The following is a 25,102-nucleotide window of genomic DNA, read 5'->3' as shown; positions in this document are numbered from 1 at the left end:
CAACGCTTGGCCGCCTGCTCCAACTTTTGACAACTTATTCCTGACTTTGCGGAGATTCCAGTGATCACAGTCCTTGCCGTGACCTTTGCAGCGGCAACTGTGGCGCCTTGGATCTTCCGGAAACTTCAGCGGAATGCCTTCTACGTCCTTGCAGCGGTTCCTGCCCTCGCCTTTGTCTGGCTGCTCCTGCAGTACGACCGGATCTATCCCGGAAAAGGCGGGGAATCCAGCGGCGGCTTCGTCGAAGAAACCCTCCCGTGGATTCCGAACCTCAAGCTTGAATTCGCCTTCCGCATGGACGTCCTGGCGTGGGTGATGTCCCTGCTGGTCCTGGGAGTCGGCGCGCTGGTCCTGGTCTATTGCGCCCGGTACTTCAAGAACAAGGATGCCGATCTTGGCGGGTTCGGGGCGCAACTTCTTGCCTTCGCCGGGGCGATGTTCGGCCTTGTGACGGCGGACGACCTGCTGATGATGTTCATCTTCTGGGAACTCACCACCGTCCTGTCGTATCTGCTGATCGGCTATGCGCGCACCCGCCTTTCCGCACGGCGCTCGGCTTTGCAGGCCCTCATGGTCACCACCGCCGGCGGCCTGGCCATGCTGGTCGGCCTCATCATTTTGGGCCAAGTGGCCGGAACATACCGGATTTCGGCGATCATGACTCAAGCGGCCACCCTCGTCACGGGACCCGTACAAGGTGCGGTTGCTGCCGCCGTCGTACTCATTCTGGTAGGTGCGATTACCAAATCGGCGCTGGTCCCTTTCCACTTCTGGCTCCCGGGCGCCATGGCCGCCCCCACCCCGGTGAGCGCCTACCTGCATGCAGCGGCCATGGTGAAGGCCGGTATCTACATCGTCGCCCGCATGGCGCCGGGGTTCAGCGAGAGCCCCTACTGGTTGCCGCTGGTGCTCGGGCTCGGCTTGGCGACAATGCTGGCAGGCGGCTACCGGGCGCTCCGGCAGACTGACATCAAGCTCATCCTCGCCTATGGAACCGTCAGCCAGCTCGGGTTCCTCACCATGGTTGTGGGCCTCGGCCGGCCCGACGCCGCACTGGCCGGACTCGCGCTGTTGCTGGCACACGGTCTGTTCAAGGCCGCACTGTTCCTGGTGGTGGGCATTATCGACCACCAATCCGGCACGCGCGATATCCGCAAACTCTCGGGGGTGTACAAGTCCTCGAGGGCACTCGCCATAGTGGCGGGCATCGCCGCCGCGTCCATGGCCGGAATACCTCCGCTTGCAGGTTTCGTGGCCAAGGAATCCGTGTTCGAAGCGTTCGTCCACTACGGCACTGGCCCTGCTTCCCGGCCATGGGGGCCGGTCCTCCTGGTCGGCTTGGTCCTGGGGTCCATCCTGACGTTCGCCTATAGCGCCCGCTTCATGTGGGGCGCGTTCGCCACCAAGCCGGGCGTGGACCGGACGCCGTTCAAGGCCATCCAGCCATCGTTCCTGGCGGCGCCCGCGATCTTGAGTTTCCTCACCATCGCGTACGGCCTGTGGCCGGATCCCGTTGACGGATGGATCCAGCCGTATGCCGCCCTATTTGTGGAACCGGCTGCCGGAACAAGCGCGGCAGAATCAAACGCAGCCAGCGCCAGCCATCTTGCGCTGTGGCACGGCCTGACTCCGGCCTTGGGACTGACCGCACTGACATTCGCGGCCGGCGTCGCGATGTTCTATGCCCGAAATCTCGTGTCCCGGGCGCAGAGCCGTGTCCCGGACTGGGTGGACGGTGACCGCGCCTACCAGCGCACCATCGGGGCCTTGGACGACGTCGCCGTGTGGGTCACCGGGCGCACGCAGCGCGGTTCCCTCTACTTCTACCTGGCGGTCATTCTCACCGTGGCTTTCGCCGTTCCGCTCACGGCGCTTATCGTCGCTAACAAGCCGCTCCCGGGCGGTCTCTATTTGATCGATCCGAATTCTCCGCTTCAGCTCATCGCAGCGGCAGGAATTGTTGTTGGCGCGCTCGCGGCGGTCCGCGCCAACAAGCGTTTCCTCGCCGTGCTCATGGTGTCCGTCACCGGCTACGGCATCGCGCTGATGTTCGCGTTGCAGGGAGCCCCGGACCTCGCGTTGACGCAAATGCTCGTGGAGACCATCATCCTGGTGGCCTTCGTGCTGGCGATGCGCAGCCTGCCTCCGGAGCTCCGGGACCGTACCGGCGGAAAATACCGGGTGGTTCGCGTCATCATCGGTGTGGCGTTCGCGGCCACCATGATCTTCGTTGCGATTTACGCGATGGGCGCCCGCATCGCCGAGCCCGTGTCGCTCTCATTCCCCCGGCTGGCCTACGAGGGCGGCGGCGGACTCAACGTGGTCAACGTGACGTTGGTGGACATCCGGGCGTGGGACACCTTCGGTGAGATCTCGGTGCTGGCAGTCGCCGCTACCGGCGTCGCGAGCTTGATCTTTGTCCGCAGCAGGGGTGAGCGCCTCAACAAGGCCGCCACGATTCCCGAGGGCACTGTGGGAAGGCGCGCCGCGGCCGGGGGCAGTTCGCGCGACGACGCCTCGCTGGCACTCGTCCGCAAGTTCGCGGGCTCCCTGACGGACCCCTGGCTCGTGGCCGGCCGAACCCTGGCTCCGGAACGGCGTTCCATCATCTTCGAAGTGGTCACGCGGCTGATTTTCCACTCGATGATCGTTTTCTCCGTGTACCTCTTGCTGGCGGGACACAATCTTCCGGGAGGCGGCTTCGCCGGCGGACTTACTGCCGGGCTCGCCCTGACCATCCGCTACTTGGCCGGCGGACGGTTCGAGTTGCGGGAAGCCGCACCGATCAGCGCCGGCATGCTGCTGGGAACGGGGCTTGCGACGGCGGCCGCGGCGGGCTTCGTACCGTTGCTTCTCGGCGGCCAGGTGTTCCAAAGCGCCATCATCGGGTTCTGGCTGCCGCTGTTCGGGGACATCAAGTTCGTGACCTCCACAATCTTCGACATCGGCGTATACCTCGTGGTCGTAGGGCTGGCCCTGGACGTGCTGCGCAGCTTGGGAGCCGAGATCGACGAACACTTCGAAGAGACCGCCGGCGGAGACGCTCGGGGTTCCGGGGAAGCCCGGTCCGAAGCCGCCACCGCAACTGCAGCAACCACCGCAACTATTGCGCCAGGGAAGGGGACCCCATGAGCGTCAACTTGACCTTGTTGATCGTCATGGGAGTGCTCTACGCCTGCGGGATTTATTTGATCCTGGAACGCAGCCTGACGCGCGTTCTCCTGGGGCTTATGCTCCTGGCCAACGCAACCAACCTGTTGATTCTCGCCACGGGCGGATATGCCGGGCTGGCCCCGCTGTTCAACAAATCGACGGATCCCCGCGACTACAACGATCCTTTGCCACAAGCCTTGATCCTGACGTCGATCGTGATTTCCTTCGCTGTGACGGCATTCATGCTCGGCATCATCTACCGGACCTGGGCGTTGGCACGTCAAGACGACATCCAAGACGACGCCGAAGACCGGCGTGTGGCGAAGACGCCCAGCTTTGACGCCGAAGACGATTCCCTGGTTCCTGAGGAAACGTCCGAATTCCCGGTTACGGCAGTAACCGAAGCAGCCAAGGAAGGGGGCCCCCAGTGAACATCGCCAGCCTGGCACCGCTCGCCGTCGTACTTCCCATCCTCGGTGCCGCCCTGACGTTCGCCCTGAACAGGAATCCGCGGGCCCAACGCGCGGTCAGCATCGGTTTATTGTCCCTGACCTTGCTCCTGGAATGCTGGCTCCTTGCCTCGGTATGGACCACGGGCACAGCATCCGTCACCCTGGGTGGCTGGCAGCCGCCTTTTGGCGTGGTGATGGTGGTGGACCAGTTCTCCTCGCTCATGTTGGTGGTTTCCTCCGTCATCAGCCTCGCGGTGCTCATCTACGCCACCGGCCAGGGCATGGCCGACGGCGACCGCGAGGCGCCGGTGTCGATCTTCCACCCGACTTACTTGATCCTGGTAGCCGGAGTCTCGAACGCCTTCCTCACGGGTGACCTCTTCAACCTTTACGTGGGCTTCGAGATCCTGCTGACCGCGAGCTACGTGCTCATGACGCTGGGCGGCACCGGTCCGCGCATCCGCGCCGGGGTCACGTACGTGGTGGTTTCGGTTGTATCTTCGGTATTGTTCCTGATTGCCATTGCGATGATCTATGGAGCAACCGGGACCATCACCATGGCGGATCTCGCCGTCAAGCTGGCCGAATTGGATCCGGGCACCAGGAACCTGCTCCACGTCATGCTGCTCGTGGCGTTCGGCATCAAGGCTGCCGTGTTCCCGCTGTCCTTCTGGCTGCCGGACTCGTACCCGACCGCGCCGGCGCCGGTCACTGCCGTGTTCGCCGGCCTGCTCACGAAGGTGGGCGTCTACGCGATGGTCCGCACGGAGACCCTCCTTTTCCCGGGCGACACTTTGAATACCCCGTTGATGGTGGTAGCGCTCCTCACCATGCTGGTGGGCATTCTCGGCGCCATTGCCCAGAGTGACATCAAACGATTACTCTCCTTCACCTTGGTCAGCCACATCGGCTACATGGTGTTTGGGCTGGCCATGTCTTCCGTTGCGGGGCTTGCTGCCGCGGTCTTCTATGTGGCCCACCACATCACGGTCCAGACGAGCCTGTTCCTGGTGACCGGCTTGATCGAGCGCCGAGGTGGCAGCTCGTCCATGGACAGGCTGGGTGGGCTCGCCAAACTGTCTCCGCTCCTCGCGCTCTTGTTCTTCATTCCGGCCATGAACCTCGCGGGAATCCCGCCCTTCTCCGGGTTCCTGGGGAAGCTCGGACTCCTGCAGGCAGGCATCGCCCTCGGGACACCACTGGCCATTACCTTGGTGGTGGGCGGCGTGGTCACGAGCCTCTTGACCTTGCTGGCAGTTGCCCGGGTCTGGAACCGCGCATTCTGGCGGAAGCCCGAGGACGCGGAATACCCGGCCGCCGCCCTCAAGGACACGGCAGCAGTCGGCCTGCTTCCGCGGACCATGGTGGGGCCAACTGCCGCGCTGGTGGTCTTTGGCGTGGCGCTGACCGTCTTCGCCGGTCCACTGTTCCAATTGGCCGGAAACTCCGCGGAACAGATGCTGGACCGTACTGCGTACATCCATTCCGTGCTCGGCGGGAATGCGAAGGTTCCTCAGATCGCTGCGCCGCTACAGGGAGGTGGCAAATGAGCCGCAAGCGGATTTCGTTCCGCACCGAGTTGCCCCTGCTGGTCTGGCTGGTGGTCGTCTGGGGTGCGCTTTGGCGGGACTTCAGCCCGGGCAACTTGGTGTTCGGCGCGCTGATCGCAGTGGTGGTAGCAAGGGTCTTCTACTTGCCTCCCGTGGAGCTCAGCGGGCGTTTCAACGTGTTGCGCGCCATTCCTTTCGCTGGGGTGTTCCTTGCCAAAGTGGTGGCCGCGAGCTTCCAAGTCATGTACCTGGCGGTATTCCGGGGGCCTTCGGTAACCAATGCCGTGGTCGCGGTTCCCCTGCGTAGCCATTCCGACCTCATGGTGACCGCCACAGGCCACGTGATTTCGCTGATTCCGGGTTCCTTGGTGGTGGAGGTGGATCGCTCAACGTCCACGCTCTATATCCACGGGCTCAATGTCCGCAACGATGTGGACACGGCCAAGCTGCGTAAGGAAGTCCAGGACACGGAGGCCTCGCTGATCCGGATCATGGGTACCCGAGCGGAAATGGACGCACTCCAGGCCGAAGGCTGGCCTGCAACGAGGGGAGTTGGCTCATGAAAGACATTGTGCTGATCGTCACGGCGGTGATTCTCAGCCTCGCGGCGGCAGGCGCCATCTACCGGATCGCCGTCGGGCCGTCCCTGCTGGACCGGGTGCTCGCCTCGGACGTGTTGCTCGCCATACTGGGCGCCGCGCTGGCCATCGACATGGCCGTCAACAGACACCTCAACAACCTCGTGCTGCTGGTCGCACTGACGCTGATCGGGTTCGTTGGCTCGGTGACGGTGGCCCGTTTCGTGGCCGACCGAAGGGGACAGGTCAATGACTCCTAATGCCACTGGAGTTGACGCAGTGATCGATGCGGTCACCGCAGTGCTGCTGATTGTTGGTGTGCTGATGTCATTGGGCGCGGCAATCGGCCTGTTGCGGTTCCCGGACCTCATGAGCCGCATGCACGCGGCCACCAAGCCGCAAGTGTTGGGGCTGTTCCTTGTCTTGGCGGCCATCGGGTTGCAGATGCGCGAATGGTGGGTGTGGCCGATCCTGGCGGTGGCCTGGATCTTCCAGCTGCTGACCGTGCCCGTATCCGCACACATGGTGGGCCGCGCGGGCTACCGGACCAAGCACCTCCACCGCGAGTTGCTGAGCATAGACGAACTTGAGGCCGTGGTGCTGCGGGCTGCCGGTCAACGGGCAGCGGAGAAAGCCCAGGAAACGGGCCCGGCAATGCCCCACGCCGGGAACGGCGGGAGCTCAGCCGCGAACGGCCGGGACGGCGGGCCGTCAGCCTAGACGATGTCCTGCGTCTTCGAGAAACGCGAGATGGCGCGCTGGGTACTGCGGCTTGCGAAAACCTGGATGACTGCGCTGACGGTCGCCGAAATCAGCGCGAAGGTCAGTGCCGAGCGCAGGCTTGCCTCCATGTCATCGTGACCCTTGGGAGGCTTCTTGCCGGTGGACTTTTCCCACAACGCATTGACGATCTTGGTGCCGACAAAGCCTGCGCCGATGCTGACGCCAGTGCCGAGCAGCTTGATGAGGAGGTTCATTCCGGGACTCCTTGCGGGAGGAAACAGGACCGTCCCCAGCCTAACCCCACTTCAGGGCAGTTCCGGAGCAACGGTTGGGGACTGGCGCCTCAGCCGGAAGAACTCCTCCAAAGCTCCAGGCTTTGGACGGACGGGCACGATGTCGCGGTCCTCGGCCAGTATCGCTTCCACTGTGCCGAGGGCGACGAGCTCATCGAGCAGCGCCAACGTGGGCGGCATGAGCTTGAGGGTTCCGGCGGCTTCGGCATCCAGGATCCCGCGGACCGGCATCCACAAGGACGATGACGCTTCCGTTGTTTGGTGCCTTGGCTCGGCACCGGAAAGCGGGCAGGCAAGGTAGAAGTATGTGTCGAAGCGCTTGGGCTGGTCTGCCGGGGTGACCCAGTTGGCCCACGGGCGGAGGGTGGCGGCGTCGAGCTTCAGCCCGGCTTCTTCGAACACCTCGCGCTGCGCGGCCGCCAGCACCCGGCCGGCGTTGAACCGGGCCGAAGCGGGCTCGACGGCGATGCTGCTCCGGTGCCATGCGGCGGCGTGCTGCTCGACGACGTCGTCCTCGAAGTCCCAGCCGGAGCTGTCCGCCTGGTCCACTCGCCCTCCGGGGAAGACGACCATGCCCGCGGCGAAATCCATCGTGGTCACCCGGTGCTGGACGAACACCTCCAGGCCGCGCCCGGTATCCGCCGGAACCTCCGGGTCTGACTCAACCGTGTGAACGGGGGCCTCGCGGACCAGGATCACGCTCGCGGCGAGCCTAGGTTCGGCCACCGTGGTGCTGTTCGCTTCGCTAATGCCTGCCAAGACCGCTCCTTTGCCCGCTCTGCTGCGTCACATTCTGCTGGATCATTCTCCCAGTTTCTGCGCCCGCCCGCGCCAATCCGGGCCGGCTAGGGCTCGCCCGGCGAATGATCCAGCAGAATCCGTCGGTACGCGTGTTTGTGACCGTTCCGCATAGGCCGGCACAGCGCCCGCAACCCCGCCAAGGTGTAAACTGAACCACGCCCAAAAGGGTGGATTGATAACGACAGGGGAGCGCCGCCGTCGGGCTCGCAGCAATGCGGCACGAGGACGGGCGCTGAGAGTGCGGACAGCCGCAGACCCTCGAACCTGATCCGGCTAGTACCGGCGCAAGGGAGTCGAGTTCTCATAGTGTCCGGACCGGCGCGGCGGAAGCCGCTCGCAGGCAACCGGGAACACTTTCCCCTCCTGTTCCTCAGGAGGACAAAATGACTGGTATTTCTGCAAGGCCGGGCCTCACCAAGCCTGGTTACAACTGGCGCGTCGTGGACATCGTCGTGGCAGCGCTGATCTCGATCGCCGGCGGCGTGATCTTCTGGGCGTGGGACCAGATGGCTCTGGTTGCTACGCCTATGTCCGCCGGCTACCCGCCGCTGAGCGGCCTGATCGCCGGTGGTTGGATGATTCCGGCAGTGCTGGGCATGCTCATCGTCCGCAAGCCCGGTGCGGCAATTTTCTGCGAGACAGTGGCCGCCACCAGTGAGCTCATCATGGGTTCGCAGTACGGCACCACGGTCCTGATCTCGGGCCTGCTTCAGGGTCTCGGCGCGGAACTCATCTTCCTGGCCTTCATGTACAAGAAGTTCAACCTGCCGGTGTCCCTGCTGGCCGGTGCCGGCGCTGGCCTGTTCTGCGGTTTGAACGACTCCTTCCTGCCGTGGGGCTGGAACATCGCCTACGAACCGGTCGACAAGCTCGCGTACATCGTGTTCTGCACGATCTCCGGTGCCGTCATTGCCGGTGCCTTGTCCTGGATCGCGACCCGCGGCCTGGCCAAGACCGGTGTCCTGAGCGCGTTCGCGTCCCGCAAGGCCGCCTCGGAGCCCGTCTTTTCCTGATGCCCAGTCCTGATTCCGGCACACCTGCTGTGGTGCGACCCGCCGCCATTTCCGCGCAAGGCTGGGGCTGGCGGCACGCTGGCCGCACCACGCAGGCCATTCACGCCCTCGACCTGGACATCCGTCCAGGGGAGCGTGTGCTCCTGCTCGGCCCCTCGGGCGCGGGCAAGTCGACGCTCCTGCATGCCTTGGCAGGCGTGTTGGGCGAGGAAGGTGACGACGCCGACGAGACGGGCTCGCTGCTGGTGGACGGCGTTTCGCCGAAGGCCCAGCGGGGCCGTGCCGGACTCATGCAACAGGACCCCGAAACCCAGGTGGTGCTTTCCCGGCTGGGCGACGACGTCGCGTTCGGCGCCGAGAACCTTTGCGTGCCGCGGGAAGAGATCTGGAAGCGGGTCCATGAAGCGCTCGACGACGTCGGGCTGCTGCGTAGTGCCGGTGGCAGTGCGAGCGGCAACTTCGCGCTCGACCACCCGACGTCGGCCCTCTCGGGTGGGCAGAAGCAACGCCTTGCACTGGCCGGCATCCTGGCGATGCGGCCCGGCTTGATCCTCCTGGACGAGCCGACCGCCAACCTTGACCCGGCCGGCGTGTTGGAAGTGCGCGATGCCGTGGGCCGCTGCCTGGACAAGACCGGCGCTACCTTGGTGGTGGTGGAACACCGGGTATCGGTCTGGAAAGACCTCGTGGACCGGATCGTGGTGCTGCAGCCGGGCAGCTCCTCCTCCAAGGGAGGGTCGACGCCAGCGGTGCTCCTGGACGGCGATCCGGACACCGTTCTGGCGCAAGCGAGGGACATGCTCACTGCTGCGGGCGTCTGGGTGCCCGGTTACGTGCCGTCCACCCGGCCACGTTCGGGAACAGGCTCTGGCTCGGGGGCCGGCCCCGAGAGCGCTGGAGAGCTGCTGCTCGGCACGCAGGAGCTCGCGGTGTCCCGCGAACGGCCACGGCGCCGCGGGTTCAAGACCATCCCGCCCCTTCCTGTGCAGTCCGGACTCGACGCCGAAGTGCTCGCCGGGCAGGCCCTGACCATCACCGGTCCCAACGGCGCCGGAAAATCGACCTTCGCGTTGACCCTCGCGGGCTTGTTGGCGCCGGTGTCCGGCACGGTGACTGCAGCCGTCGGGCTTAGCGACGGCGCCGGTAATGACCCGTTCAAGTGGAAGGCCCAGCAGCTGATCTCCCGGATAGGGACCGTGTTCCAGGAGCCCGAGCACCAGTTCGTCACCGGCCGCGTGCTCGACGAGCTCATGTTCGGCCCTAAGCACCTTGGCCATGGCGAGGACCGGGTGGACGAGTTGCTGGAGCGGCTGCGCTTGGGGCATCTCGTCGACGCCAACCCGTACACGCTCTCCGGGGGCGAAAAGCGCCGGCTGTCCGTGGCGACGGTGCTCGCCGCGCACCCCCGGGTCCTGGTGCTGGACGAACCCACCTTCGGCCAGGATGCGAACACTTGGGCCGAGCTTGCGTCCTTCCTGTCCGAACTGCTCGACGCCGGCACCTCCGTGGTTTCCGTGACCCATGACCAGGAGTTCAGCTCCGTCCTGGGCGGCACCGAGATGCGGCTCGAGCCTGCGTTCCAAGGCGGGGCCCGGCAGGAAGCGGGTGCGGCATGAGGGAAACCCTGACACTCCGAGGCAACAATGCACTCCTGACACGCGCGAATCCGCTGGCCAAGTTCGTGTCGGTCTTCCTGATCACCCTGGTGTTGGCGCTGTCCATCGACCTGGTGTCAGCTTCGACGGCGCTCATCGGCGAACTGGCGTTGTTCCCGCTCGCGGGGCTCACCGTGCGCTTGCTTTGGCAGCGCGGCTGGCCCTTGATTATCGCGGCCGCGCTTGGTGGCTGGAGCACCGCGATCCTGTCGGCGGACAGCGGAAGGATACTGCTCGACGTCGGGATCTGGTCTATCAGCGAAGGCTCGCTCCAGCTGGGACTCGGGTTTATGCTGCGCGGCCTTGCCATAGCGTTGCCGGCCATTCTCCTGATGAGTTGCACCGATCCGACGGACCTTGCCGATGCCCTGGCGCAGAAGGCGAAACTGCCGCACCGTTTTGTCTTGGGTACTTTGGCCGCGCTGCGGCTCGTGGGACTCATGGCGGAGGAGTGGCAGACCATCGGCATGGCACGTCGCGCGCGGGGTGTCGGCTCGCACGGGAGCCCGCCGCAACGGTTCAAGGCCATGCTCGGCCAAAGCTTTGGTCTGCTCGTCCAGGCGATCCGTCGGGCGTCCCGCTTGGCTGTGACTATGGAGGCCCGAGGCTTCGGCGGCGGACGGCGGACTTGGGCACGCGAATCCACCTACGGCCGCTTGGACGTCTGGGTGCTCGCTGGAGGGATGCTCATCGCAGCCGCGGCGGTGCTCGCTGCCCAGTGGGCAGGGACGTGGCACTTCGTCTGGCTGAAGCAGCCCAACTAGCTCGCAGTTGTTGTCGTTTTGGCGTCTCATAACGACAACAACTGCGAGTTACTTGGGTAGGCCAGCGGCTGGCTCCGGACAGTGGCGAGCAAACGTAAGGGGAGCCCCTGAAACGTTAATATCGCACGAGGCGACTATTCTGCGACAAAATCGGCGAGTTGCGTCACGAAACCTCCGGTTGATAGACCATCTGTGATATTTATTGGTTATGACGCAACCGACTGCCGAACATGTAGGTCTCCTTCTTCGCGACGCCCGCGGCGAAAAGGGCTGGACACAAGGACAGCTCGCTTCGGAACTGGGCACCAGCCAAAGCGCCATTGCCCGCATGGAACAGGGCAAGCAGAACCTCAGCCTCCGCATGATCGAGCGCCTTGAGTCGATCTTCGGACGAACCATCGTCAAAGTCGGCAAGCGGCAGATGACCCACCTGCGTGTGGAGGGCGGACGCACGCTCTCCGGCTCGGTGGACGTCAACAGCAGCAAGAATGCCGGCGTCGCACTGCTTTGCGCGAGCCTCATCAATCGCGGCACCACCATCTTGCGTCGGCTTGCCCGGATCGAAGAAGTCAACCGGATCGTCGAGGTTTTGACCTCAATTGGTGTCGAGTGCACCTGGCTGAACGGCAACGATCTTCGCATCCGCCGCCCGGAGACCCTGGACCTTGCCTCCATGGACGTGGAGGCGGCGCGCCGCACCCGCAGCGTCATCATGCTGCTGGGCCCCCTCTTGGATGAGGCGGCCTCGTATCAACTGCCCTACGCCGGCGGTTGCGATCTCGGGACTCGAACCGTGGAACCGCACATGCAGGCGTTGCGGCAGTTCGGGCTCTCGGTGGAGGCCAAGTCCGGCTTCTATTCCGTGCAGGCTCCACCGGCCGACGGCGAGCACCGCACCTTTGTCCTCACGGAGCGCGGCGACACCGTGACGGAGAACGCCATCATGGCCGCCGCGCACCGCAGCGGTACTACCGTGATCCGCAATGCCAGCCCGAATTACATGGTGCAGGACCTCTGTTTCTACCTGCAGGGGCTCGGCGTGGTGATCGACGGCATCGGAACAACCACCCTGAAGATCACGGGCCGCCCGGCGATCGACGTCGACATTGAGTACTTCCCGTCGGAAGATCCGATCGAGGCCATGAGCCTCATTACCGCGGGCATCGTGACCAACTCGGAAGTCACCATCTGCAGGGTCCCCATCGAGTTCATGGAAATCGAACTGGCCACGCTTGAGCAGATGGGCCAGCAGCTCGACATCTCCGGGGAGTACTTTGCCCGCAACGGACGGACTCGCCTGGTGGATGTCACTACCAAGCCATCGCGGTTGCGCGCCCCGGAAGACAAGATCCATCCGATGCCGTTCCCGGGGCTAAACATCGACAACTTGCCGTTCTTCGCGGTCATTGCCGGCAACGCCGAGGGCCAGACCATGATCCACGACTGGGTATACGAGAACCGGGCGATCTACTTGACTGAGCTCAACAAGCTCGGCGCCCAGGTCCAACTCCTCGATCCCCACCGCATCTATGTCAATGGCCCCACCAAGTGGCGTGGCGCGGAAGTCGGATGCCCTCCGGCACTTCGACCCGCAGCTTGCCTGCTGTTGGCGATGCTGGCGGCCCGCGGAACGTCCGAGTTGCGCAATATCTACGTGATTGAGCGCGGATACGAGGACCTGGCCGAGCGGCTCAACACCATCGGCGCCAAGATCGAGTACTTCCAGGACTGATGGGGGTCGGATGGTCGTTCTGAGTTCGGCCATGGTCCGGCGGAACATTCTGCTGGATCATCGGGAGTCGGGCCTTGCTCACGCCCCTAAAACAAAGGGTCTGCCTTCCGCGCCGTGGCGATGATCCAGCAGAATCCGTCGTTGCGATCACTTCCGTTGGCTGTCCAAGGCCAGAACGGCGCGGATTTCCTCCATCACCTGCTCCGGGTTGTTCCAGATCTTCTCGGGGGCGAAGCTCAGGACGTCAAAGCCACGCGCTTGTGCAGCGTTCAGGCGCGCCATGTCTTTTCTCCACGCCTCCCGGGAGCTGTGGAAGGCGTAGCCGTTGACTTCAACGATCAATCGCCTGCCAATCAGAAAGTCCACACGCCCCACGCCGCGGATTCGGACTTGGCGGCGGAATGTCAGGCCTTCTGATTCGAATAGCAGGCGGGCGCTGATCTCGGGTACCGATTCGGACAGCCCGTCTGCCTTTGCCAACAGCCTTCTGGCGTTTCCGTAGTAGTTGGCGGAGATTTCGCTTTCGATCATGGCCTGCGGGACGCCGAACTGCTTTATGGCCGATTGCGCGATCGAAATGGCATCCACCTCGGGTAAGCAGATCAATGCGTGAATTACTGCATCCTCGACCGATGCCAAGGGGACGGCGGCCTCCGGAGACAGTCGAAGGCCGCCATGCCGTACGAATCCCCTGCCCCGGCAGTGACGGGTAGCCAGATGCAAGCGCATGGGCTTGTCTTTGATCCACAGGCCGTAGCGTAAAGCTGCACTCGCGCACGTGACATGCCCGTTGTTGAGGATCGCCGTGAGGTATTCCGGATCCGCCGACTGGAGGGCCCACACTCCCTTTCGTGGTTGGTGTGCCCCGGCGGAAGCCAACTTGTGGATCGCTGAGGGGGTATAGCCGTTGGCGCGAAGCAGACCCACGCGGGCGACGCCGCCCACTGAGGAGAGGAAATCCAGGGCGTCCATGGATCCAGCTAGCCATGGAATTGCAGATGAAGTCCCAAGGAATGTGCCATATGTGGACGAGTTGGCCGACATTCTGCTGGATCATCCAGGGGCCGGCTATCGACTATGCCCGGAAAATAGGGGCTTTCCTCCCACGCTGCCCCCAATGATCCAGCAGAATCCCTCGATGCCAACGAAATCCTGACTCCACCAGCCGCCCCCGCCCAAGCCCGGACCAGCCTCTGTCTCCGCAAGGCTGCCATGGCGCACAATTGATCCGTGCGCACTTTTGGTGTGGAAGAGGAGTTGCTGATCGTCGATCCCGTGACCGGCGAGCCGCTCGCGCTTGCCGACGCGCTCCTCTCGGCCCCCGCCCACGACGACGCTGCCCACGACGGCCCTGCCCACGACGGCCCTGCCCACGACGGCCAGGACGGCCCCGAAGCCGGTCCGCCCCTTGAGGAGATCGACGGCCCCGATACCGGCCTAAGCCACGAGCTCAAGCTCGAGCAGATCGAAACCCAGACCCGGCCATGCCGCAGCTACGCAGAGCTCCTGCACCAGATCCGCAGGGGGCGGGGCCTCGCGAGCCATGCCGCTCGCCGCCACGGCGCAAGGATCGCCGCGTTGGCCACGTCGCCCGTGGACGCCGCGTTGCACACCACCCCGGATCCCCGCTACGCCATTATGCTCGAACGTTTCGGCATCACGGCGCACGAACAGCTCACCTGCGGATTCCACGTCCACACCTCGATCGAGTCCCCGGAGGAAGGCGTGATGGTCCTTGACAGGATCAGGGACAAGCTCGCCGTTTTCACCGCGATGAGCGCCAATTCTCCTTACTGGCGGGGGCTGGCTACCGGTTTTGAGAGTTACCGGACGCAGGCGTGGAACCGTTGGCCGTCCTCCGGCCCGTCAGCCATCTTCGGTTCCTTGGCCGCTTACCGACGCGTTGTCAGGAGGCTCATCGAAACGGGAGTGTTGCTGGACGAGGGGATGGTCTACTTCGACGCCAGGCTGTCCCGGCACGTTCCCACGGTGGAGGTCCGGGTTGCCGATGTCTGCCTACGGGCCGAGGATGCGGCGCTCATCGCGGTGCTCGTCAGGGCCTTGGTCGAGACTTCTGTTCGTGAATACCATGCCGGAATAGAGCCGGCGGCCGTGCCCACGGCGCTTTTGCGGATGGCGTCCTGGCAGGCAAGCAACTTCGGACTTCGCTCCGAACTGCTGGACTTCGGAACGTTCCGCCCGGAGCCCGCCGCGGACGTCGTCTGGTCGTTGGTGGAGTACTTGGAACCTGTGCTCGCCGAGCAGGGCGAATTCGACTTGGTCCAAGCCGGCGTGGCGGCCATCCTGAGCCGCGGCAACGGCGCCATCGAACAGCGTGGTGTTGCCGGCCGCTGGAGCGAGACCAACGGGGGCACGCCCGACGCCGCCGGGCTGGCCGCCGTCGTCGAGCACGCCGTTCAGATCACGATGCGCTCGGAGAGGGACGAGAGCGACACCAAGCCGCAGCCCGTCCTCACCTGGGTGCGCCAGGACTGGCGCGAAGCGCCGGGTTAACCCGCCGGGCTAGACCTGTTTGAGGGCCCTTTCCAGGTCCCCGATGAGGTCGTCCACGTCCTCCAGCCCCACCGAAAGCCGCACGACGCCGTCGCTCAGGCCAATGGCCGCGCGGCCTTCCGGACCCATGGCGCGGTGCGTGGTGGTGGCGGGGTGGGTGATGAGGGACTTGGAGTCGCCGAGGTTGTTGGAGATGTCGATCACGGCGAGCCCGTCCAGCAGCGCGAAGGCGGCCTCTTTCGCCGATCGCCCCGCAGAGGGCAGCAGTTCAAAGGTGAGCACGGTTCCGCCGGCCTTCATTTGCTTCGCCGCGAGCTCGTATTGCGGGTGCGACTTCAGCAGGGGGTACTTGACCCAGCTGATGGCCGGCTGATCCTCAAGCCATTCGGCGATCCGCAACGCAGACGCCGAGGAGTGGTTGACGCGCAGCGCCATCGTTTCCAGGCCCTTGGTCAGGACCCAGGCGTTGAACGCGGAAAGCGACGGCCCGGTGTGCCGCATGAGCTGCTTGACGGGACCGTCGATGAATTCCTTGGCGCCCAGGATTGCTCCGCCCAGGACCCGGCCTTGGCCATCGATGTGCTTGGTGCCCGAGTAGACAATCACGTCCGCGCCGAGATCGCCGCAGCGCTGCAGCAGGGGAGTGGCGAAGACGTTGTCGACGACGACGGTAGCGCCCGCCGCGTGGGCTAGTTCGCTAACTGCTGCAATGTCCACGATTTCCTGCATGGGGTTCGACGGCGACTCGAAGAACACTGCCGTTGTCGGCTCGGACAATGCGGCACGCCACTGGTCCAGGTCCGGGCCGTCCACGAAGACGGTCTCGACGCCCCAGCGGGGCAGGATCTCGTTGAGGATCACGAAGCAGGAACCGAAGAGCGAGCGGGCGGCAACCACGCGGTCGCCGGCGGCCAGCAACGCACCGAGGGCTGTGAAGACAGCGGACATGCCCGACGCCGTCGCGAAGCACGCTTCGGTGCCTTCGAGCAGGCGGAGTCGCTCCTGGAAAGTGGCCACGGAGGGGTTGCCGTAACGGGAGTAGACGAAGCGCTCGTCCTCGCCCGTGAATGCGCGCTCTGCGGCTGCGGCCGACTCATAGACGAAGCCGGAGTTCAGGAAGACGGCCTCGGACGTTTCTTGGAAGTTGGTGCGGTCAAGACCGCCGCGGACTGCCTGGGTGTCAGGGCTCCAGCCGGCGGCGTCAGGATTGAAAGTCACTTAGATGTTCCCCAGATTCGTCGGAAGTCCACGGTTTTTCCAACCGTTCACGGTTCGCTCGCCGTAGCGGTCCGGTTCGCCCTCGAAGCCCTCCAGGACGTTGTAGGCGGTGTAGCCGGCCTGTGTTGCGGCGATCGCGGCGGCGATGGAACGCTGTCCGGAGCGGCAGAGGAAGACCAGTTCGGTGCCGTCCGCCTCCGGAGCCTGCTGCGTCAGCTCTTCGATGAAACGGGTGTTGGGAATGCCGCCGGCCAAGTTCCACTGGATGAACAAGGGATCGTTTTCCGTCGCCTTTGTGTCAGGGATCCCGATGTGTGCCCACTCTCCTTCGGTGCGGACGTCCACCAGGATGGCGCCTTGTTCCAGCTTGGCCCAGGCATCGTGCGGGCTGAGGTCGCCTGCGTAGCTCATGCGTGCCCCTCGCCGTCGAACTCTTCATCGAGCTGGTCTACCGCGTTGGCAACTGCTGCATCTGCGCTCGCGATCGCGGCGGGCAGGACGATGGCCTGGGCCACAATCACGTCCGTGCCATTGAAGGTCGCGGCCGGGCTGCCGTGCAACACGTATCCCTCCGCGAGGGCGGTGGAGATCCGCTCGCAGAAATCCTTCGTGTCAGGGCCCGTGATGAGACGGTACGAGAGTTTTTCTTCGGTGGGTTCAGGCATTGGTGCTCCTCAGTCACGCTTGCAGTTCGAAAGTGTCGATACGCCGAGTAGTCACCTGAGGCACCCCGCCGGAGAGAGGGTTGCCGACCAGCAAGTCAGGGCTTCGCGCTGGTGCTCATTACTCAAGAAGAAAATAACATCCACGACGGCGGCCTGCATCACCGGCCGTCGTCATGTTCCGTAACCGGGGGTCCTAGGCGTCGGTTTCATTCGGCAGCGGTTCAAGGCTTGCCTGGATCCGGGGTGGAATGGCGTCAAACCGCGACGCCACTCCCGTAGGGAAGTGATGGAAAGTGGAACCTTGGTGCTTCCGGATTTCCAGCAACTCGTGCACGGATATCCCGGTGGCCGTGGCGAGCGCGTGCAGCGAGAGGCTGTTGTGATGAGCCAAGGCAAAAACCACACCCGACAGGGCTTCGAAACCTTCTGTCTCGTAGATTTCCTTCACCAAGTTGGACATGCCGTTTGCATCATCGATTGATCCCGCTGACGCACCAGTCGCCATGGCCGTCAGCGACCATGCAGCAGAGTCGGGGCTGATGTAGATGCTCATGTCGATACCCTACGGACTCAGGCCCGCTTGGGGAATGGGCGATACGTTTATCTTTATGGCAGCACTCACCGACCTTGACCGTCAGCTCCTCTCCGCCCTCCGGGAGGACGGCAGGGCGTCCGTGGCGAGCCTCGCGCGTAAGCTGGGCGTCGCCAGGGCCACTGTGAATAGCCGGCTCGAGCGGCTAGTTTCCTCGGGAACCATCGTTGGTTTCACCGCGAGGGTGCGCGACGAGGTCGATCCACTTGCCATTCGCGCCATTGCGCTCATTGCCGTGGAAGGAAGATCGGCTGACAAAGTCATTCGCCAACTCAGGGGACTTCCGGAGATTTGGGCACTGCACACCACAAATGGCGGTTGGGATCTTGTGGCCGAGCTGCGCACAGAAAGCCTTAGTGACTTTGACCAGGTGTTGGGCCGGATCCGCGGCATCGAAGGGATCGTCAATAGCGAGACAAGTTTGTTGCTCAGTTCCGTCCTGCGGTAGTCGACCGCTTGAAGCACGCCAGTATCCAATGAGCATTGTGTAGAGATGTGTTCGTCATTTTGCGCAGCTTTTCAATGAAAAGTACGTACTTTGGCAATTGTGGATGCATATCGCCGCTCCGTAGCCTCGTAGCAACAGTGCTTATGAGGGAAAGGAGCGCACATGACGCGCTTTGTCGATGTCCGCAATATGGTTCGTTGGACGGCCGGGCGAGGCCCGGAGACCATCATCTCGGAGATGATTCAATACTTGGAAGACGACTTCCGGCGGTGGGAATCCTTTGACAAGACTCCGAGGGTGGCAAGTCACACGCCGTTTGGGGTCATCGAGCTGATGCCCACCAGCGACCAGGAAACATACGGCTTCAAGTATGTAAATGGACACCCTTCGAATCCAGCGCGTGGCTTCCAGACCGTGACAGCTTTCGGTGTCCTGTCCGACGTCCATAACGGTTATCCGACGTTCCTTGCGGAAATGACAGTGCTGACGGCGCTGCGAACGGCGGCTACGTCGGGGATGGTCGCGAAGAAACTCGCGCGCCCCGATTCCCGCATCATGGCGATGATCGGGACCGGAACCCAATCGGAGTTTCAGGCCCTGGCCTTCCGGGCGGCCCTGGGTATTAACAGTGTCAGGATCTGGGACACGGATCCGGCTGCGATGGAGAAATTCGTCCGGAACATGGCTCCCCTCGGCTTCGACATCACCATCGCAGACTCGGCCGCCCACGCAGTGGAGGGCGCCGACGTCGTCACCACGTGCACGGCGGACAAGGCCAATGCCACCATCCTGACGGTTGCCCAGGTCTCGCCCGGTGTTCACATCAACGCGATCGGTGGCGATTGCCCAGGGAAGACCGAACTCGACGCTGCCATCCTTGGCGTCGGCGATGTCTTCGTGGAATACGATCCCCAGACGCGGATTGAAGGCGAGATCCAACAAATGTCCGCCGAATTTCCCGTCACGGAATTCTGGCAGGTCCTGTGCGGGCACGCGCCGGGCCGCACCTCCACGGACCAGATCACGATTTTCGATTCCGTGGGCTTCGCGATCGAGGACTTCTCCGCCTTGCGGTATCTGCGCGATGCCGTTGAGGGTTCGGAATTTTTCGAGGAGATCGACCTCGTCGCGAACCCCGATGACCCCAAGGACCTCTTCGGTCTGGTGCGGGCACTTTCTCCCATCGGATCCTGAGAAGGGGAAGTCTGGTGCGTCGGCCCCAGAACCGGCGCACCAGACGTTTATCCAGCTTGCCCGGCGCAACTAGTTAACTACTGAGGCCATGGCGGCACAATAGGGTCGCCAAGCTAAATTACGCGGCCCGCTACACTCGGATTCATGGTGGGTCATGGGGGAACCAGAACCGTAGCGCTATTGCTGGCAGGGCTGCTGCTCGCGGCCGGTTTGTCCGGCTGTCAATATACCGACGCCGGCGATCCTCGGCCGGCTGCCGGCACCACTCGGAGTTCCCCTCCGCGGGCACCGTTGCCCACCAAGGACCAGGCAACGGTGGCGCTCGAAGCCAGCAATCTCGTTACAGCCAGGAAGCTTCTCGGGGCCGCCTCCGGCGCGGTGATCCTGGAGGATTCCGGCACGGTGGGCGGCGCCGGTAGCGGGGTTGGTAAGAGTGCAAGGATCGAGGACGCGGGCTCGTATACTCTGACCGCAGCCTGTGTTGGCGCCTCGGATGTCCACCTTGTCATCGCCCAGGATCCACGGATCGGCCTTGCCCCGCAGGATCAGACGATCGATTGCGCTACTTCCTACTCGCGAGTTGTTCAGCTGCAGCCCGGGTCGGTCAATGTCCAGATTCTAGAAATGCGGGATTATTCAGGTGCTTCCGCCACCTCAACAGGCGGGGGCGTCGCTGCGGTGAGGATCACGGCGGGCGGCTGAATCCTCAGGTACGCGGGCGCCCGTTATTGAATGTCTTCCGGTTCCGCCGAGGGCCCAGGTGGCCGGTGCAGAGGGGGCGGGCCGGGATGCGGGGGCAGGGGCACATGTTTGTGCAGGTGCGGTGGATGCGGGCCGCCGTGCGGCGGACGCGGCGGATGCCGGGGCGGGGGTGGCGGGCCCGGTTCCGGCTCGGTCTCCCCAGCCGCGGCCTCAGGCACCGTCCGTTCATCGTCGGCACTGGTTTCCTCCGAGGTACCTTCGTCGGGGGCCTCGGTCACGAGCCCGTAATAGTTGTATAGTTCCTGCTCCTGCATCTCCGTGATCGCGCCGCGGTCGCTCTCGATGCGCGGGCCGTTCTTCACTTTGTCCTTGGCGAAAGCCACCTTGATCACTGAATTCTCAAGGCTGGCTCCGGAAAGCGGGGCGAAAGACTCGGACATGCCGAATAATCCGGTCCGTACCGTGACAAAGACAGGATCCCCGGAATCACCGCTCGTGAAGATTTGTTCCACTGAGCCGATCTTCTCCCCGGCGACGTCCACGACAATCCCTCCGTTGAGGACGATATTGTCGATGTCCTGCAAGCTGAGCATGATGCAGTTCCTTCTCGAATGGGGTTCCGGCGGTACTGGCCAAGCTGTTCTATATTCTGTCCTGATTCTTCGCGCCCGGCGACAGGGGCCGGCACGCGCCGAACGCGCTCACCGTCCGGTGACTGCCAGCACCGCTACTGCCGCAAACACGGTCAGAGGAGCAACCATCAGTCCGAAGATCGCGTAGCCCTTCCAAGTAATCAGGACGTTCATCCGCATCAGCCGGTCGTGCCACAGCAAGGTTGCCAGGGACGCCCACGGGGTGATGATCGGGCCCGCATTGACTCCAATCAGCAACGCGGCCATCCGCACGGGCGTCCCCGCCAGCGGCTCTGCGAGCAGGTATGCAGGCAAATTGTTGAGGACATTGGAGCCGACGGTACCCGTCGCGGCGAGCCGAACCAGATCCAGGAAGCCGTGGCCTTGTCCGGCCAGCTGACTCAGCAACACAGAGGCTCCCAGATGCCTGACGGCCTCCATCACTAGGAAGAGGCCGGAAGCGAACAGCAACAAGGACCAAGGAATCAGGGTCACCTTGAGAACCTGCGGGCGCCGGAACGCGAACACCACGCCCAGCACTACAGCCCCGGCCAGGGCAGGGATCCATACCGGGACTCCGGACACCAATGCGGGCAGCAGCAGCGCCAGAACCACAGCGCTGCACCCGAGCAGGACCCAGTCCGCCCCAGGCCTCGATTCAGCGCCGGCTGGCTGTTCAGGCCTGATCCGCCCGACCGGGATCCGTGAATAGCGGTTGCGCAGATCCCGCCGGAAGACGATGGCGATGAACAGCAGCGGTACGACGACGGCCGCAAGGGAGGGCGCCCACATCAGGCCAGCAAACGCACCTGGAGTAATACCGCCAAGGCTGTGCTGTGCCAGAAGGTTGGTCAGGTTGGAAATGGGAAGCAGCAAGCTTGCCGTGTTTGCCAGCCACACGGTCGTCAGTGCGAAAGGCAGGGCCGGCAGCCCGGCTTGCCGCGTCACGCTGACCACCACCGGGGTCAGCAGCACAGCCGTTGTGTCCAGGGAAAGGAAGACAGTGCTGAGCGTTGCAAAGACCGCGAGTAAGAGCCACAAGAGAATGCTGTATCCACGGCCCCAATAACGGAGCCGGCGGGCAGTCCAAAGGAACACCCCGGCCTCACTGCACAGCTCAGTCACAACCGTCATCGCGACGACGAATAGCAGAATCGGAGCCACCCGGTCCACGAGGGCCATCAGATCGCTGAAAGGCAGTGCGCCCGTGGCAATCGCCGCGGCACCGGCCACAAGCAGAACCGCCCCAATGATCGCCAAACGCATGAACGGAGTCTATTCCCCCGGCATGCGACCCTCGGACCAAGGACGGCAATCATCGCCAAGCTAAGCTCGGATCACGTCGATACTGACTGAATCCCTGCTTGACGGAAAACATAGGTGAAACCGTGACGCTTGCCGAGGACAACTTCAACCAGCCAATTCGGATCCAATTCGAGGCATTCATCGACGAGCACCGTCGCGCGATCCATGACTGCTTGAACGGGTTGACGGAAGAACAGGCCAGGCGGTCATTGGTGCCGTCCCGGACCACGTTGCTGGGCCTCGTGAAACACGCGACCTTCGTCGAAAAGGTATGGTTCGACGAAGCGATCACGTGCCGTTCGCGCGCCGAGATCGGGATCCCTGCGACGCCGGACGAATCGTTTCTCCTCGACGGCGACGACACCATCGCTTCAATCCAGCAAGCACACCGCGAGGCATGCGAAGCATCGCGCCAGGCGACATCGTCCTTGGGGCTCGACGACATGCTCAACGGGAACCGACGCGGTCCGCTACCGCTGCGTTGGGTCTACCTCCACATGCTCCGCGAGCTTGCGCAACACTGCGGGCACGCAGACATCCTGCGCGAGCAGATCCTCAGCCAGGCATAACGGCGAGGTGCTCGTCACCGCTTTCAGGCGCTCGCGAGCCCAGGGCGAGAGCGACTACTTTCCGGTAGGTAGTAGGGGAGTGTCGATTCTCGATTTCCTTAAGCAGTCCAGTAGCCATCACTCGCGACCCCTTGAGCCTTGGTCCATATGATCCGAATTGGGGCACTGGTTGTCCAAAACACGATTGTTCGGGGTCCCGGGGGGATTGCGAAGCGTCAACGCGTTTCACGCGGAGACGCATCAGATTATTTACTGCGGCTGAGACTTCGCTGGACCAGGGATTCGGGGTAATCCGGCGCACGCCAAAGTCGCGCAACCAAGTTATGGGATGCAGACATGAAATTGACGAGTCGCGAGCCCCTCATGAGGGGCTCAACAGATCCAGCACCGCGGCTTCCCGCGAAAGTCAGGCCTATGAGCAGGTGGTTCGCCGCGGGCAGCGTTGCGGCTGTCATGGCCAGCTTCCTGGTGGGCGTTGTGGTCGCGGCGCCTGCACAGGCGGCGGCGAACACGGTCGTGTCACTGACATTCGATGACGGCAACGCGGACCAGATGACGGCCGAGTCCACCATGAAGAGCTTGGGCCTGAACGGCACGTTTTTCATCACGAGCGGGTGGATTGACCAACCCACTTACCTGACCACTGCCAACCTGCAACAGATCGCCGCCGACGGCAATGAGATCGGCGGCCACACCGTGACCCACCCGGATCTTGTGTCCCTGACCGCCGGCGAGTCGACGCGGCAGATCTGTAACGGCCGGGTGGCGCTGATGAACATGGGCTTCAAAGTCACGAGCTTCGCCTACCCCTTCGCTTCCGAAGACCCGGCCACCGAGGCCTTGGTGAAGCAGTGCGGTTACAACAGTGCCCGCGGCCTGGGTGACACGGCCAGCAAGGACCCTGCCTCGGCGACGCTTCCCGCGGCAGACACCATCCCGCCGGCCAATCCTTACGTCACTGCAGCACCGAGCGAGGTAGACAGCACCTGGACCCTGGCGGATCTGCAGAACCAGGTGACCCACGCCCAAACTGCGGGCGGTGGGTGGGTCCAGCTGACCTTCCACCACATCGCGGTCGGCACGGACCCGACGCTGACCATCAGCCCGACCCTGTTCAGTGATTTCGCCACCTGGCTGGCACAGCAGAAGGCGGCTGGTACCGTCGCTGTGCAGACAGTGGACCAGGTCGTCGGCGGCACCCAGCAGCCCCCAGTCCAGGGCCCTGCGGTACCTCCACCGCCACCGCCGGGGACGAACATGATCCAAAACCCCAGCCTGGAAACCTTGGTCAACACGATCCCACAGTGCTGGGCCGCCGGCGGCTTCGGCACCAACACCCCGGCCTTCTCCATCGTCACCCCCGGCCACACCGGTACGAACGCCGAGCAGCTGACCGTGACCGGGTTCGTGTCCGGGGACGCGAAGCTCCTGCCGGCCCTGGACCTGGGCGGTTGCTCACCGACAGGAACGCCCGGACATATCTATCAGCTGAAGGCCTGGTATAAATCCACCGCGCCGACCCAATTCGAAGCATATACGCGTATCGGTAACGGGTATTGGCCCTACTGGACCGCAAGCCCCCAGGTCCCCGCCGCGGCGAACTGGACCCAAATTACCTGGACCACCCCGCCACTGCCGGCCGGCGCGTCAGGTATCAGCTGGGGACTGAACATCCAAGCCAACGGCACCATCACCACTGACGACTATGAGATGTACGACGTCGGTAACCAACCGGCTGGAGCTGCGACCGCAATTGCGGCTGCGGCTGCTGGGCCTCCGAGTATCGGCACCGCCACCGGAGCGATGGTTTGTGGCCTGACCGCAGGCGGCTGCTACCAGTACTTCCAGAGCGGCGTGGTGCACTGGTCAACCGCGACCGGGGCACACGTCACGAAGGGCGCCATTGATGCGGCTTGGGCCGCAACGAATTGGGAGAACGGTATTCTGGGCTATCCGACCAGCAATGAGATCGGCGGGCTGAAGGACGGGGGCGTCTACCAGACGTTCCAGGGTGGCGTGATCCACTGGTCCCCGGCGACGGGTGCCCATTTCACCAGGGGCGCCATTGATGCAGCCTGGGCGGCCCAGAATTGGGAGAACGGGTTCCTCGGCTATCCGACCAGCAATGAGATCGGCGGGCTTAAGAACGGCGGCGCCTACCAGACGTTCCAGGGCGGCGTGATCCACTGGTCTGCTGCAACGGGAGCCCATATCACCAGGGGCGCCATTGATGCAGCCTGGGCGGCCCAGAATTGGGAGAACGGGTTCCTCGGCTATCCGACCAGCAATGAGATCGGCGGGCTTAAGAACGGCGGCGTCTACCAGAACTTCCAAGGTGGAGTCATCTACTGGTCCCCAGCCACCGGTGCCTTCCCCAACGGCGGAGCCATTCGCGTAGCCTACGCATCCCAGGGTTGGGAGAACGGTCGCCTTGGTTACCCGACCACCACCGAGTACGCGGTTTCGGGCGGAAGAGCGCAGAACTTCCAAGGAGGACGCATCACCTGGTCGGCAACTACAAACGCAACCACCATTACCTACAACTGAGA

Annotated in this window: 25 protein-coding genes and 2 riboswitches; of the genes, 16 read left to right on the top strand and 9 right to left on the bottom strand. The window is 63.7% G+C overall.

Features of this window, described 5'->3' with window-relative positions:
• Positions 1 to 60: 60 nt before the first annotated feature.
• From ABEA18_RS06545 to mnhG, 6 genes are read left to right on the top strand one after another with little or no spacing between them, the layout of a single operon-like run.
• Positions 61 to 3,132 (top strand): Na+/H+ antiporter subunit A, encoded by a 3,072-nt coding sequence (locus ABEA18_RS06545; protein ID WP_345448484.1) that lies wholly within the window; start codon positions 61 to 63, stop codon positions 3,130 to 3,132.
• Complete coding sequence (locus tag ABEA18_RS06540) at positions 3,129 to 3,584, top strand: Na(+)/H(+) antiporter subunit C (protein ID WP_345448483.1); 456 nt, start codon at positions 3,129 to 3,131, stop codon at positions 3,582 to 3,584. The genes ABEA18_RS06545 and ABEA18_RS06540 overlap by 4 nt, the downstream gene beginning before the upstream one ends.
• Entirely contained in the window at positions 3,581 to 5,155 is a 1,575-nt protein-coding gene (locus ABEA18_RS06535) for a Na+/H+ antiporter subunit D (protein ID WP_345448482.1), read from the top strand. Before ABEA18_RS06540 ends, ABEA18_RS06535 begins: the two co-directional genes overlap by 4 nt.
• A complete protein-coding gene (locus ABEA18_RS06530) occupies positions 5,152 to 5,718 on the top strand; it encodes a Na+/H+ antiporter subunit E (protein ID WP_345448481.1) in 567 nt (188 codons plus the stop codon). Before ABEA18_RS06535 ends, ABEA18_RS06530 begins: the two co-directional genes overlap by 4 nt.
• Positions 5,715 to 5,993 (top strand): MrpF/PhaF family protein, encoded by a 279-nt coding sequence (locus tag ABEA18_RS06525; protein WP_078107371.1) that lies wholly within the window; start codon positions 5,715 to 5,717, stop codon positions 5,991 to 5,993. The genes ABEA18_RS06530 and ABEA18_RS06525 overlap by 4 nt, the downstream gene beginning before the upstream one ends.
• Positions 5,983 to 6,453, top strand: coding sequence for a monovalent cation/H(+) antiporter subunit G (gene mnhG, locus ABEA18_RS06520; protein WP_345448480.1), 471 nt, complete (start codon positions 5,983 to 5,985; stop codon positions 6,451 to 6,453). Before ABEA18_RS06525 ends, mnhG begins: the two co-directional genes overlap by 11 nt.
• On the opposite strand, the gene ABEA18_RS06515 is transcribed toward mnhG, so the two are convergent.
• Positions 6,450 to 6,710, bottom strand: a complete 261-nt coding sequence (locus tag ABEA18_RS06515) for a DUF4235 domain-containing protein (protein ID WP_306963155.1) — start codon at positions 6,708 to 6,710, stop codon at positions 6,450 to 6,452. The two genes, mnhG and ABEA18_RS06515, sit on opposite strands and share 4 nt — an antisense overlap.
• A 51-nt stretch (positions 6,711 to 6,761) precedes the next feature.
• A complete protein-coding gene (locus ABEA18_RS06510; protein WP_345448479.1) occupies positions 6,762 to 7,508 on the bottom strand; it encodes an NUDIX hydrolase in 747 nt (248 codons plus the stop codon).
• Positions 7,509 to 7,723: 215 nt separating this feature from the next.
• Positions 7,724 to 7,859: riboswitch (TPP riboswitch) on the top strand.
• Between the two features lie 74 nt (positions 7,860 to 7,933).
• Here ABEA18_RS06510 and ABEA18_RS06505 point away from each other — a divergent pair.
• From ABEA18_RS06505 to ABEA18_RS06490, 4 genes are all read left to right on the top strand, one after another.
• Positions 7,934 to 8,563, top strand: a complete 630-nt coding sequence (locus ABEA18_RS06505; RefSeq protein WP_345448478.1) for an ECF transporter S component — start codon at positions 7,934 to 7,936, stop codon at positions 8,561 to 8,563.
• Positions 8,563 to 10,179 carry an ABC transporter ATP-binding protein gene (locus ABEA18_RS06500; RefSeq protein ID WP_345448477.1) on the top strand — a complete coding sequence of 539 codons (1,617 nt, stop codon included), beginning with the start codon at positions 8,563 to 8,565 and terminating at the stop codon, positions 10,177 to 10,179. The genes ABEA18_RS06505 and ABEA18_RS06500 overlap by 1 nt, the downstream gene beginning before the upstream one ends.
• Positions 10,176 to 10,982: an energy-coupling factor transporter transmembrane component T family protein gene (locus ABEA18_RS06495; protein WP_345448476.1), complete on the top strand. Its 807-nt coding sequence runs from the start codon at positions 10,176 to 10,178 to the stop codon at positions 10,980 to 10,982. The genes ABEA18_RS06500 and ABEA18_RS06495 overlap by 4 nt, the downstream gene beginning before the upstream one ends.
• Before the next feature lie 208 nt (positions 10,983 to 11,190).
• Entirely contained in the window at positions 11,191 to 12,714 is a 1,524-nt protein-coding gene (locus ABEA18_RS06490; RefSeq protein ID WP_345448475.1) for a UDP-N-acetylglucosamine 1-carboxyvinyltransferase, read from the top strand.
• 147 nt (positions 12,715 to 12,861) lie between these two features.
• Here ABEA18_RS06490 and ABEA18_RS06485 read toward each other — a convergent pair whose 3' ends face one another.
• On the bottom strand, positions 12,862 to 13,686 hold the full coding sequence (locus tag ABEA18_RS06485) for an endonuclease domain-containing protein (RefSeq protein ID WP_345448474.1): 825 nt from the start codon (positions 13,684 to 13,686) through the stop codon (positions 12,862 to 12,864).
• Between the two features lie 258 nt (positions 13,687 to 13,944).
• On the opposite strand from ABEA18_RS06485, the gene ABEA18_RS06480 reads away from it, so the two are divergent.
• Entirely contained in the window at positions 13,945 to 15,228 is a 1,284-nt protein-coding gene (locus ABEA18_RS06480) for a glutamate--cysteine ligase 2 (RefSeq protein ID WP_345448473.1), read from the top strand.
• Positions 15,229 to 15,237: 9 nt separating this feature from the next.
• Here the strand turns inward: ABEA18_RS06480 and ABEA18_RS06475 are convergent, their stop codons facing one another.
• The 4 genes from ABEA18_RS06475 to ABEA18_RS06460 all read right to left on the bottom strand — a co-directional run bounded on the left by ABEA18_RS06475 (position 15,238) and on the right by ABEA18_RS06460 (position 17,664).
• Positions 15,238 to 16,446, bottom strand: coding sequence for an O-succinylhomoserine sulfhydrylase (locus tag ABEA18_RS06475; protein WP_345448471.1), 1,209 nt, complete (start codon positions 16,444 to 16,446; stop codon positions 15,238 to 15,240).
• Positions 16,447 to 16,857, bottom strand: a complete 411-nt coding sequence (locus tag ABEA18_RS06470) for a rhodanese-like domain-containing protein (RefSeq protein WP_234750991.1) — start codon at positions 16,855 to 16,857, stop codon at positions 16,447 to 16,449.
• Positions 16,854 to 17,111 carry a DUF1737 domain-containing protein gene (locus ABEA18_RS06465; RefSeq protein ID WP_236813293.1) on the bottom strand — a complete coding sequence of 86 codons (258 nt, stop codon included), beginning with the start codon at positions 17,109 to 17,111 and terminating at the stop codon, positions 16,854 to 16,856. The genes ABEA18_RS06470 and ABEA18_RS06465 overlap by 4 nt, the downstream gene beginning before the upstream one ends.
• Before the next feature lie 10 nt (positions 17,112 to 17,121).
• Positions 17,122 to 17,234: riboswitch (SAM riboswitch) on the bottom strand.
• Positions 17,235 to 17,304: 70 nt separating this feature from the next.
• On the bottom strand, positions 17,305 to 17,664 hold the full coding sequence (locus tag ABEA18_RS06460; RefSeq protein WP_345448470.1) for a hypothetical protein: 360 nt from the start codon (positions 17,662 to 17,664) through the stop codon (positions 17,305 to 17,307).
• A 55-nt stretch (positions 17,665 to 17,719) separates the two neighbouring features.
• Here ABEA18_RS06460 and ABEA18_RS06455 point away from each other — a divergent pair, with 55 nt between their 5' ends.
• From ABEA18_RS06455 to ABEA18_RS06445, 3 genes are all read left to right on the top strand, one after another.
• Entirely contained in the window at positions 17,720 to 18,151 is a 432-nt protein-coding gene (locus ABEA18_RS06455; RefSeq protein ID WP_059389854.1) for an Lrp/AsnC family transcriptional regulator, read from the top strand.
• 162 nt (positions 18,152 to 18,313) lie between these two features.
• Positions 18,314 to 19,345 (top strand): ornithine cyclodeaminase, encoded by a 1,032-nt coding sequence (locus tag ABEA18_RS06450; protein WP_345448469.1) that lies wholly within the window; start codon positions 18,314 to 18,316, stop codon positions 19,343 to 19,345.
• A gap of 144 nt (positions 19,346 to 19,489) precedes the next feature.
• The gene (locus ABEA18_RS06445) at positions 19,490 to 20,047 is read left to right on the top strand and encodes a hypothetical protein (RefSeq protein WP_345448468.1); all 558 of its coding nucleotides are present in this window, start codon (positions 19,490 to 19,492) and stop codon (positions 20,045 to 20,047) included.
• Positions 20,048 to 20,070: 23 nt separating this feature from the next.
• Here ABEA18_RS06445 and ABEA18_RS06440 read toward each other — a convergent pair whose 3' ends face one another.
• Both ABEA18_RS06440 and ABEA18_RS06435 read right to left on the bottom strand, forming a co-directional pair.
• The gene (locus ABEA18_RS06440) at positions 20,071 to 20,640 is read right to left on the bottom strand and encodes a hypothetical protein (RefSeq protein ID WP_345448467.1); all 570 of its coding nucleotides are present in this window, start codon (positions 20,638 to 20,640) and stop codon (positions 20,071 to 20,073) included.
• 108 nt (positions 20,641 to 20,748) lie between these two features.
• Positions 20,749 to 21,945: an SLC13 family permease gene (locus ABEA18_RS06435; protein ID WP_345448466.1), complete on the bottom strand. Its 1,197-nt coding sequence runs from the start codon at positions 21,943 to 21,945 to the stop codon at positions 20,749 to 20,751.
• Positions 21,946 to 22,043: 98 nt separating this feature from the next.
• Here ABEA18_RS06435 and ABEA18_RS06430 point away from each other — a divergent pair, with 98 nt between their 5' ends.
• A complete protein-coding gene (locus ABEA18_RS06430) occupies positions 22,044 to 22,553 on the top strand; it encodes a DinB family protein (protein WP_425550487.1) in 510 nt (169 codons plus the stop codon).
• A 414-nt stretch (positions 22,554 to 22,967) separates the two neighbouring features.
• Positions 22,968 to 25,100 carry a polysaccharide deacetylase family protein gene (locus ABEA18_RS06425; RefSeq protein ID WP_345448465.1) on the top strand — a complete coding sequence of 711 codons (2,133 nt, stop codon included), beginning with the start codon at positions 22,968 to 22,970 and terminating at the stop codon, positions 25,098 to 25,100.
• Positions 25,101 to 25,102: the final 2 nt, after the last annotated feature.

Source organism: Arthrobacter gyeryongensis (assembly GCF_039543785.1).
GTDB lineage: Bacteria > Actinomycetota > Actinomycetes > Actinomycetales > Micrococcaceae > Arthrobacter > Arthrobacter gyeryongensis.
Note: the sequence above shows the minus strand (reverse complement) of the source record. Positions and strands in the feature narration are given on the sequence as shown.

Excerpts from the sequence above, each read along its gene's own strand:
- ABEA18_RS06540 (WP_345448483.1), top strand. The coding sequence starts at position 3,129 with ATGAGCGTCAACTTGACCTTGTTGATCGTCATGGGAGTGCTCTACGCC.
- ABEA18_RS06530 (WP_345448481.1), top strand. The coding sequence starts at position 5,152 with ATGAGCCGCAAGCGGATTTCGTTCCGCACCGAGTTGCCCCTGCTGGTC.
- ABEA18_RS06525 (WP_078107371.1), top strand. The coding sequence starts at position 5,715 with ATGAAAGACATTGTGCTGATCGTCACGGCGGTGATTCTCAGCCTCGCG.
- mnhG (WP_345448480.1), top strand. The coding sequence starts at position 5,983 with ATGACTCCTAATGCCACTGGAGTTGACGCAGTGATCGATGCGGTCACC.
- ABEA18_RS06515 (WP_306963155.1), bottom strand. The coding sequence starts at position 6,710 with ATGAACCTCCTCATCAAGCTGCTCGGCACTGGCGTCAGCATCGGCGCA.
- ABEA18_RS06505 (WP_345448478.1), top strand. The coding sequence starts at position 7,934 with ATGACTGGTATTTCTGCAAGGCCGGGCCTCACCAAGCCTGGTTACAAC.
- ABEA18_RS06500 (WP_345448477.1), top strand. The coding sequence starts at position 8,563 with ATGCCCAGTCCTGATTCCGGCACACCTGCTGTGGTGCGACCCGCCGCC.
- ABEA18_RS06495 (WP_345448476.1), top strand. The coding sequence starts at position 10,176 with ATGAGGGAAACCCTGACACTCCGAGGCAACAATGCACTCCTGACACGC.
- ABEA18_RS06490 (WP_345448475.1), top strand. The coding sequence starts at position 11,191 with ATGACGCAACCGACTGCCGAACATGTAGGTCTCCTTCTTCGCGACGCC.
- ABEA18_RS06485 (WP_345448474.1), bottom strand. The coding sequence starts at position 13,686 with ATGGACGCCCTGGATTTCCTCTCCTCAGTGGGCGGCGTCGCCCGCGTG.
- ABEA18_RS06470 (WP_234750991.1), bottom strand. The coding sequence starts at position 16,857 with ATGAGCTACGCAGGCGACCTCAGCCCGCACGATGCCTGGGCCAAGCTG.
- ABEA18_RS06465 (WP_236813293.1), bottom strand. The coding sequence starts at position 17,111 with ATGCCTGAACCCACCGAAGAAAAACTCTCGTACCGTCTCATCACGGGC.
- ABEA18_RS06460 (WP_345448470.1), bottom strand. The coding sequence starts at position 17,664 with ATGAGCATCTACATCAGCCCCGACTCTGCTGCATGGTCGCTGACGGCC.
- ABEA18_RS06455 (WP_059389854.1), top strand. The coding sequence starts at position 17,720 with ATGGCAGCACTCACCGACCTTGACCGTCAGCTCCTCTCCGCCCTCCGG.
- ABEA18_RS06450 (WP_345448469.1), top strand. The coding sequence starts at position 18,314 with ATGACGCGCTTTGTCGATGTCCGCAATATGGTTCGTTGGACGGCCGGG.
- ABEA18_RS06445 (WP_345448468.1), top strand. The coding sequence starts at position 19,490 with ATGGTGGGTCATGGGGGAACCAGAACCGTAGCGCTATTGCTGGCAGGG.
- ABEA18_RS06440 (WP_345448467.1), bottom strand. The coding sequence starts at position 20,640 with ATGCTCAGCTTGCAGGACATCGACAATATCGTCCTCAACGGAGGGATT.
- ABEA18_RS06435 (WP_345448466.1), bottom strand. The coding sequence starts at position 21,945 with ATGCGTTTGGCGATCATTGGGGCGGTTCTGCTTGTGGCCGGTGCCGCG.
- ABEA18_RS06425 (WP_345448465.1), top strand. The coding sequence starts at position 22,968 with ATGAGCAGGTGGTTCGCCGCGGGCAGCGTTGCGGCTGTCATGGCCAGC.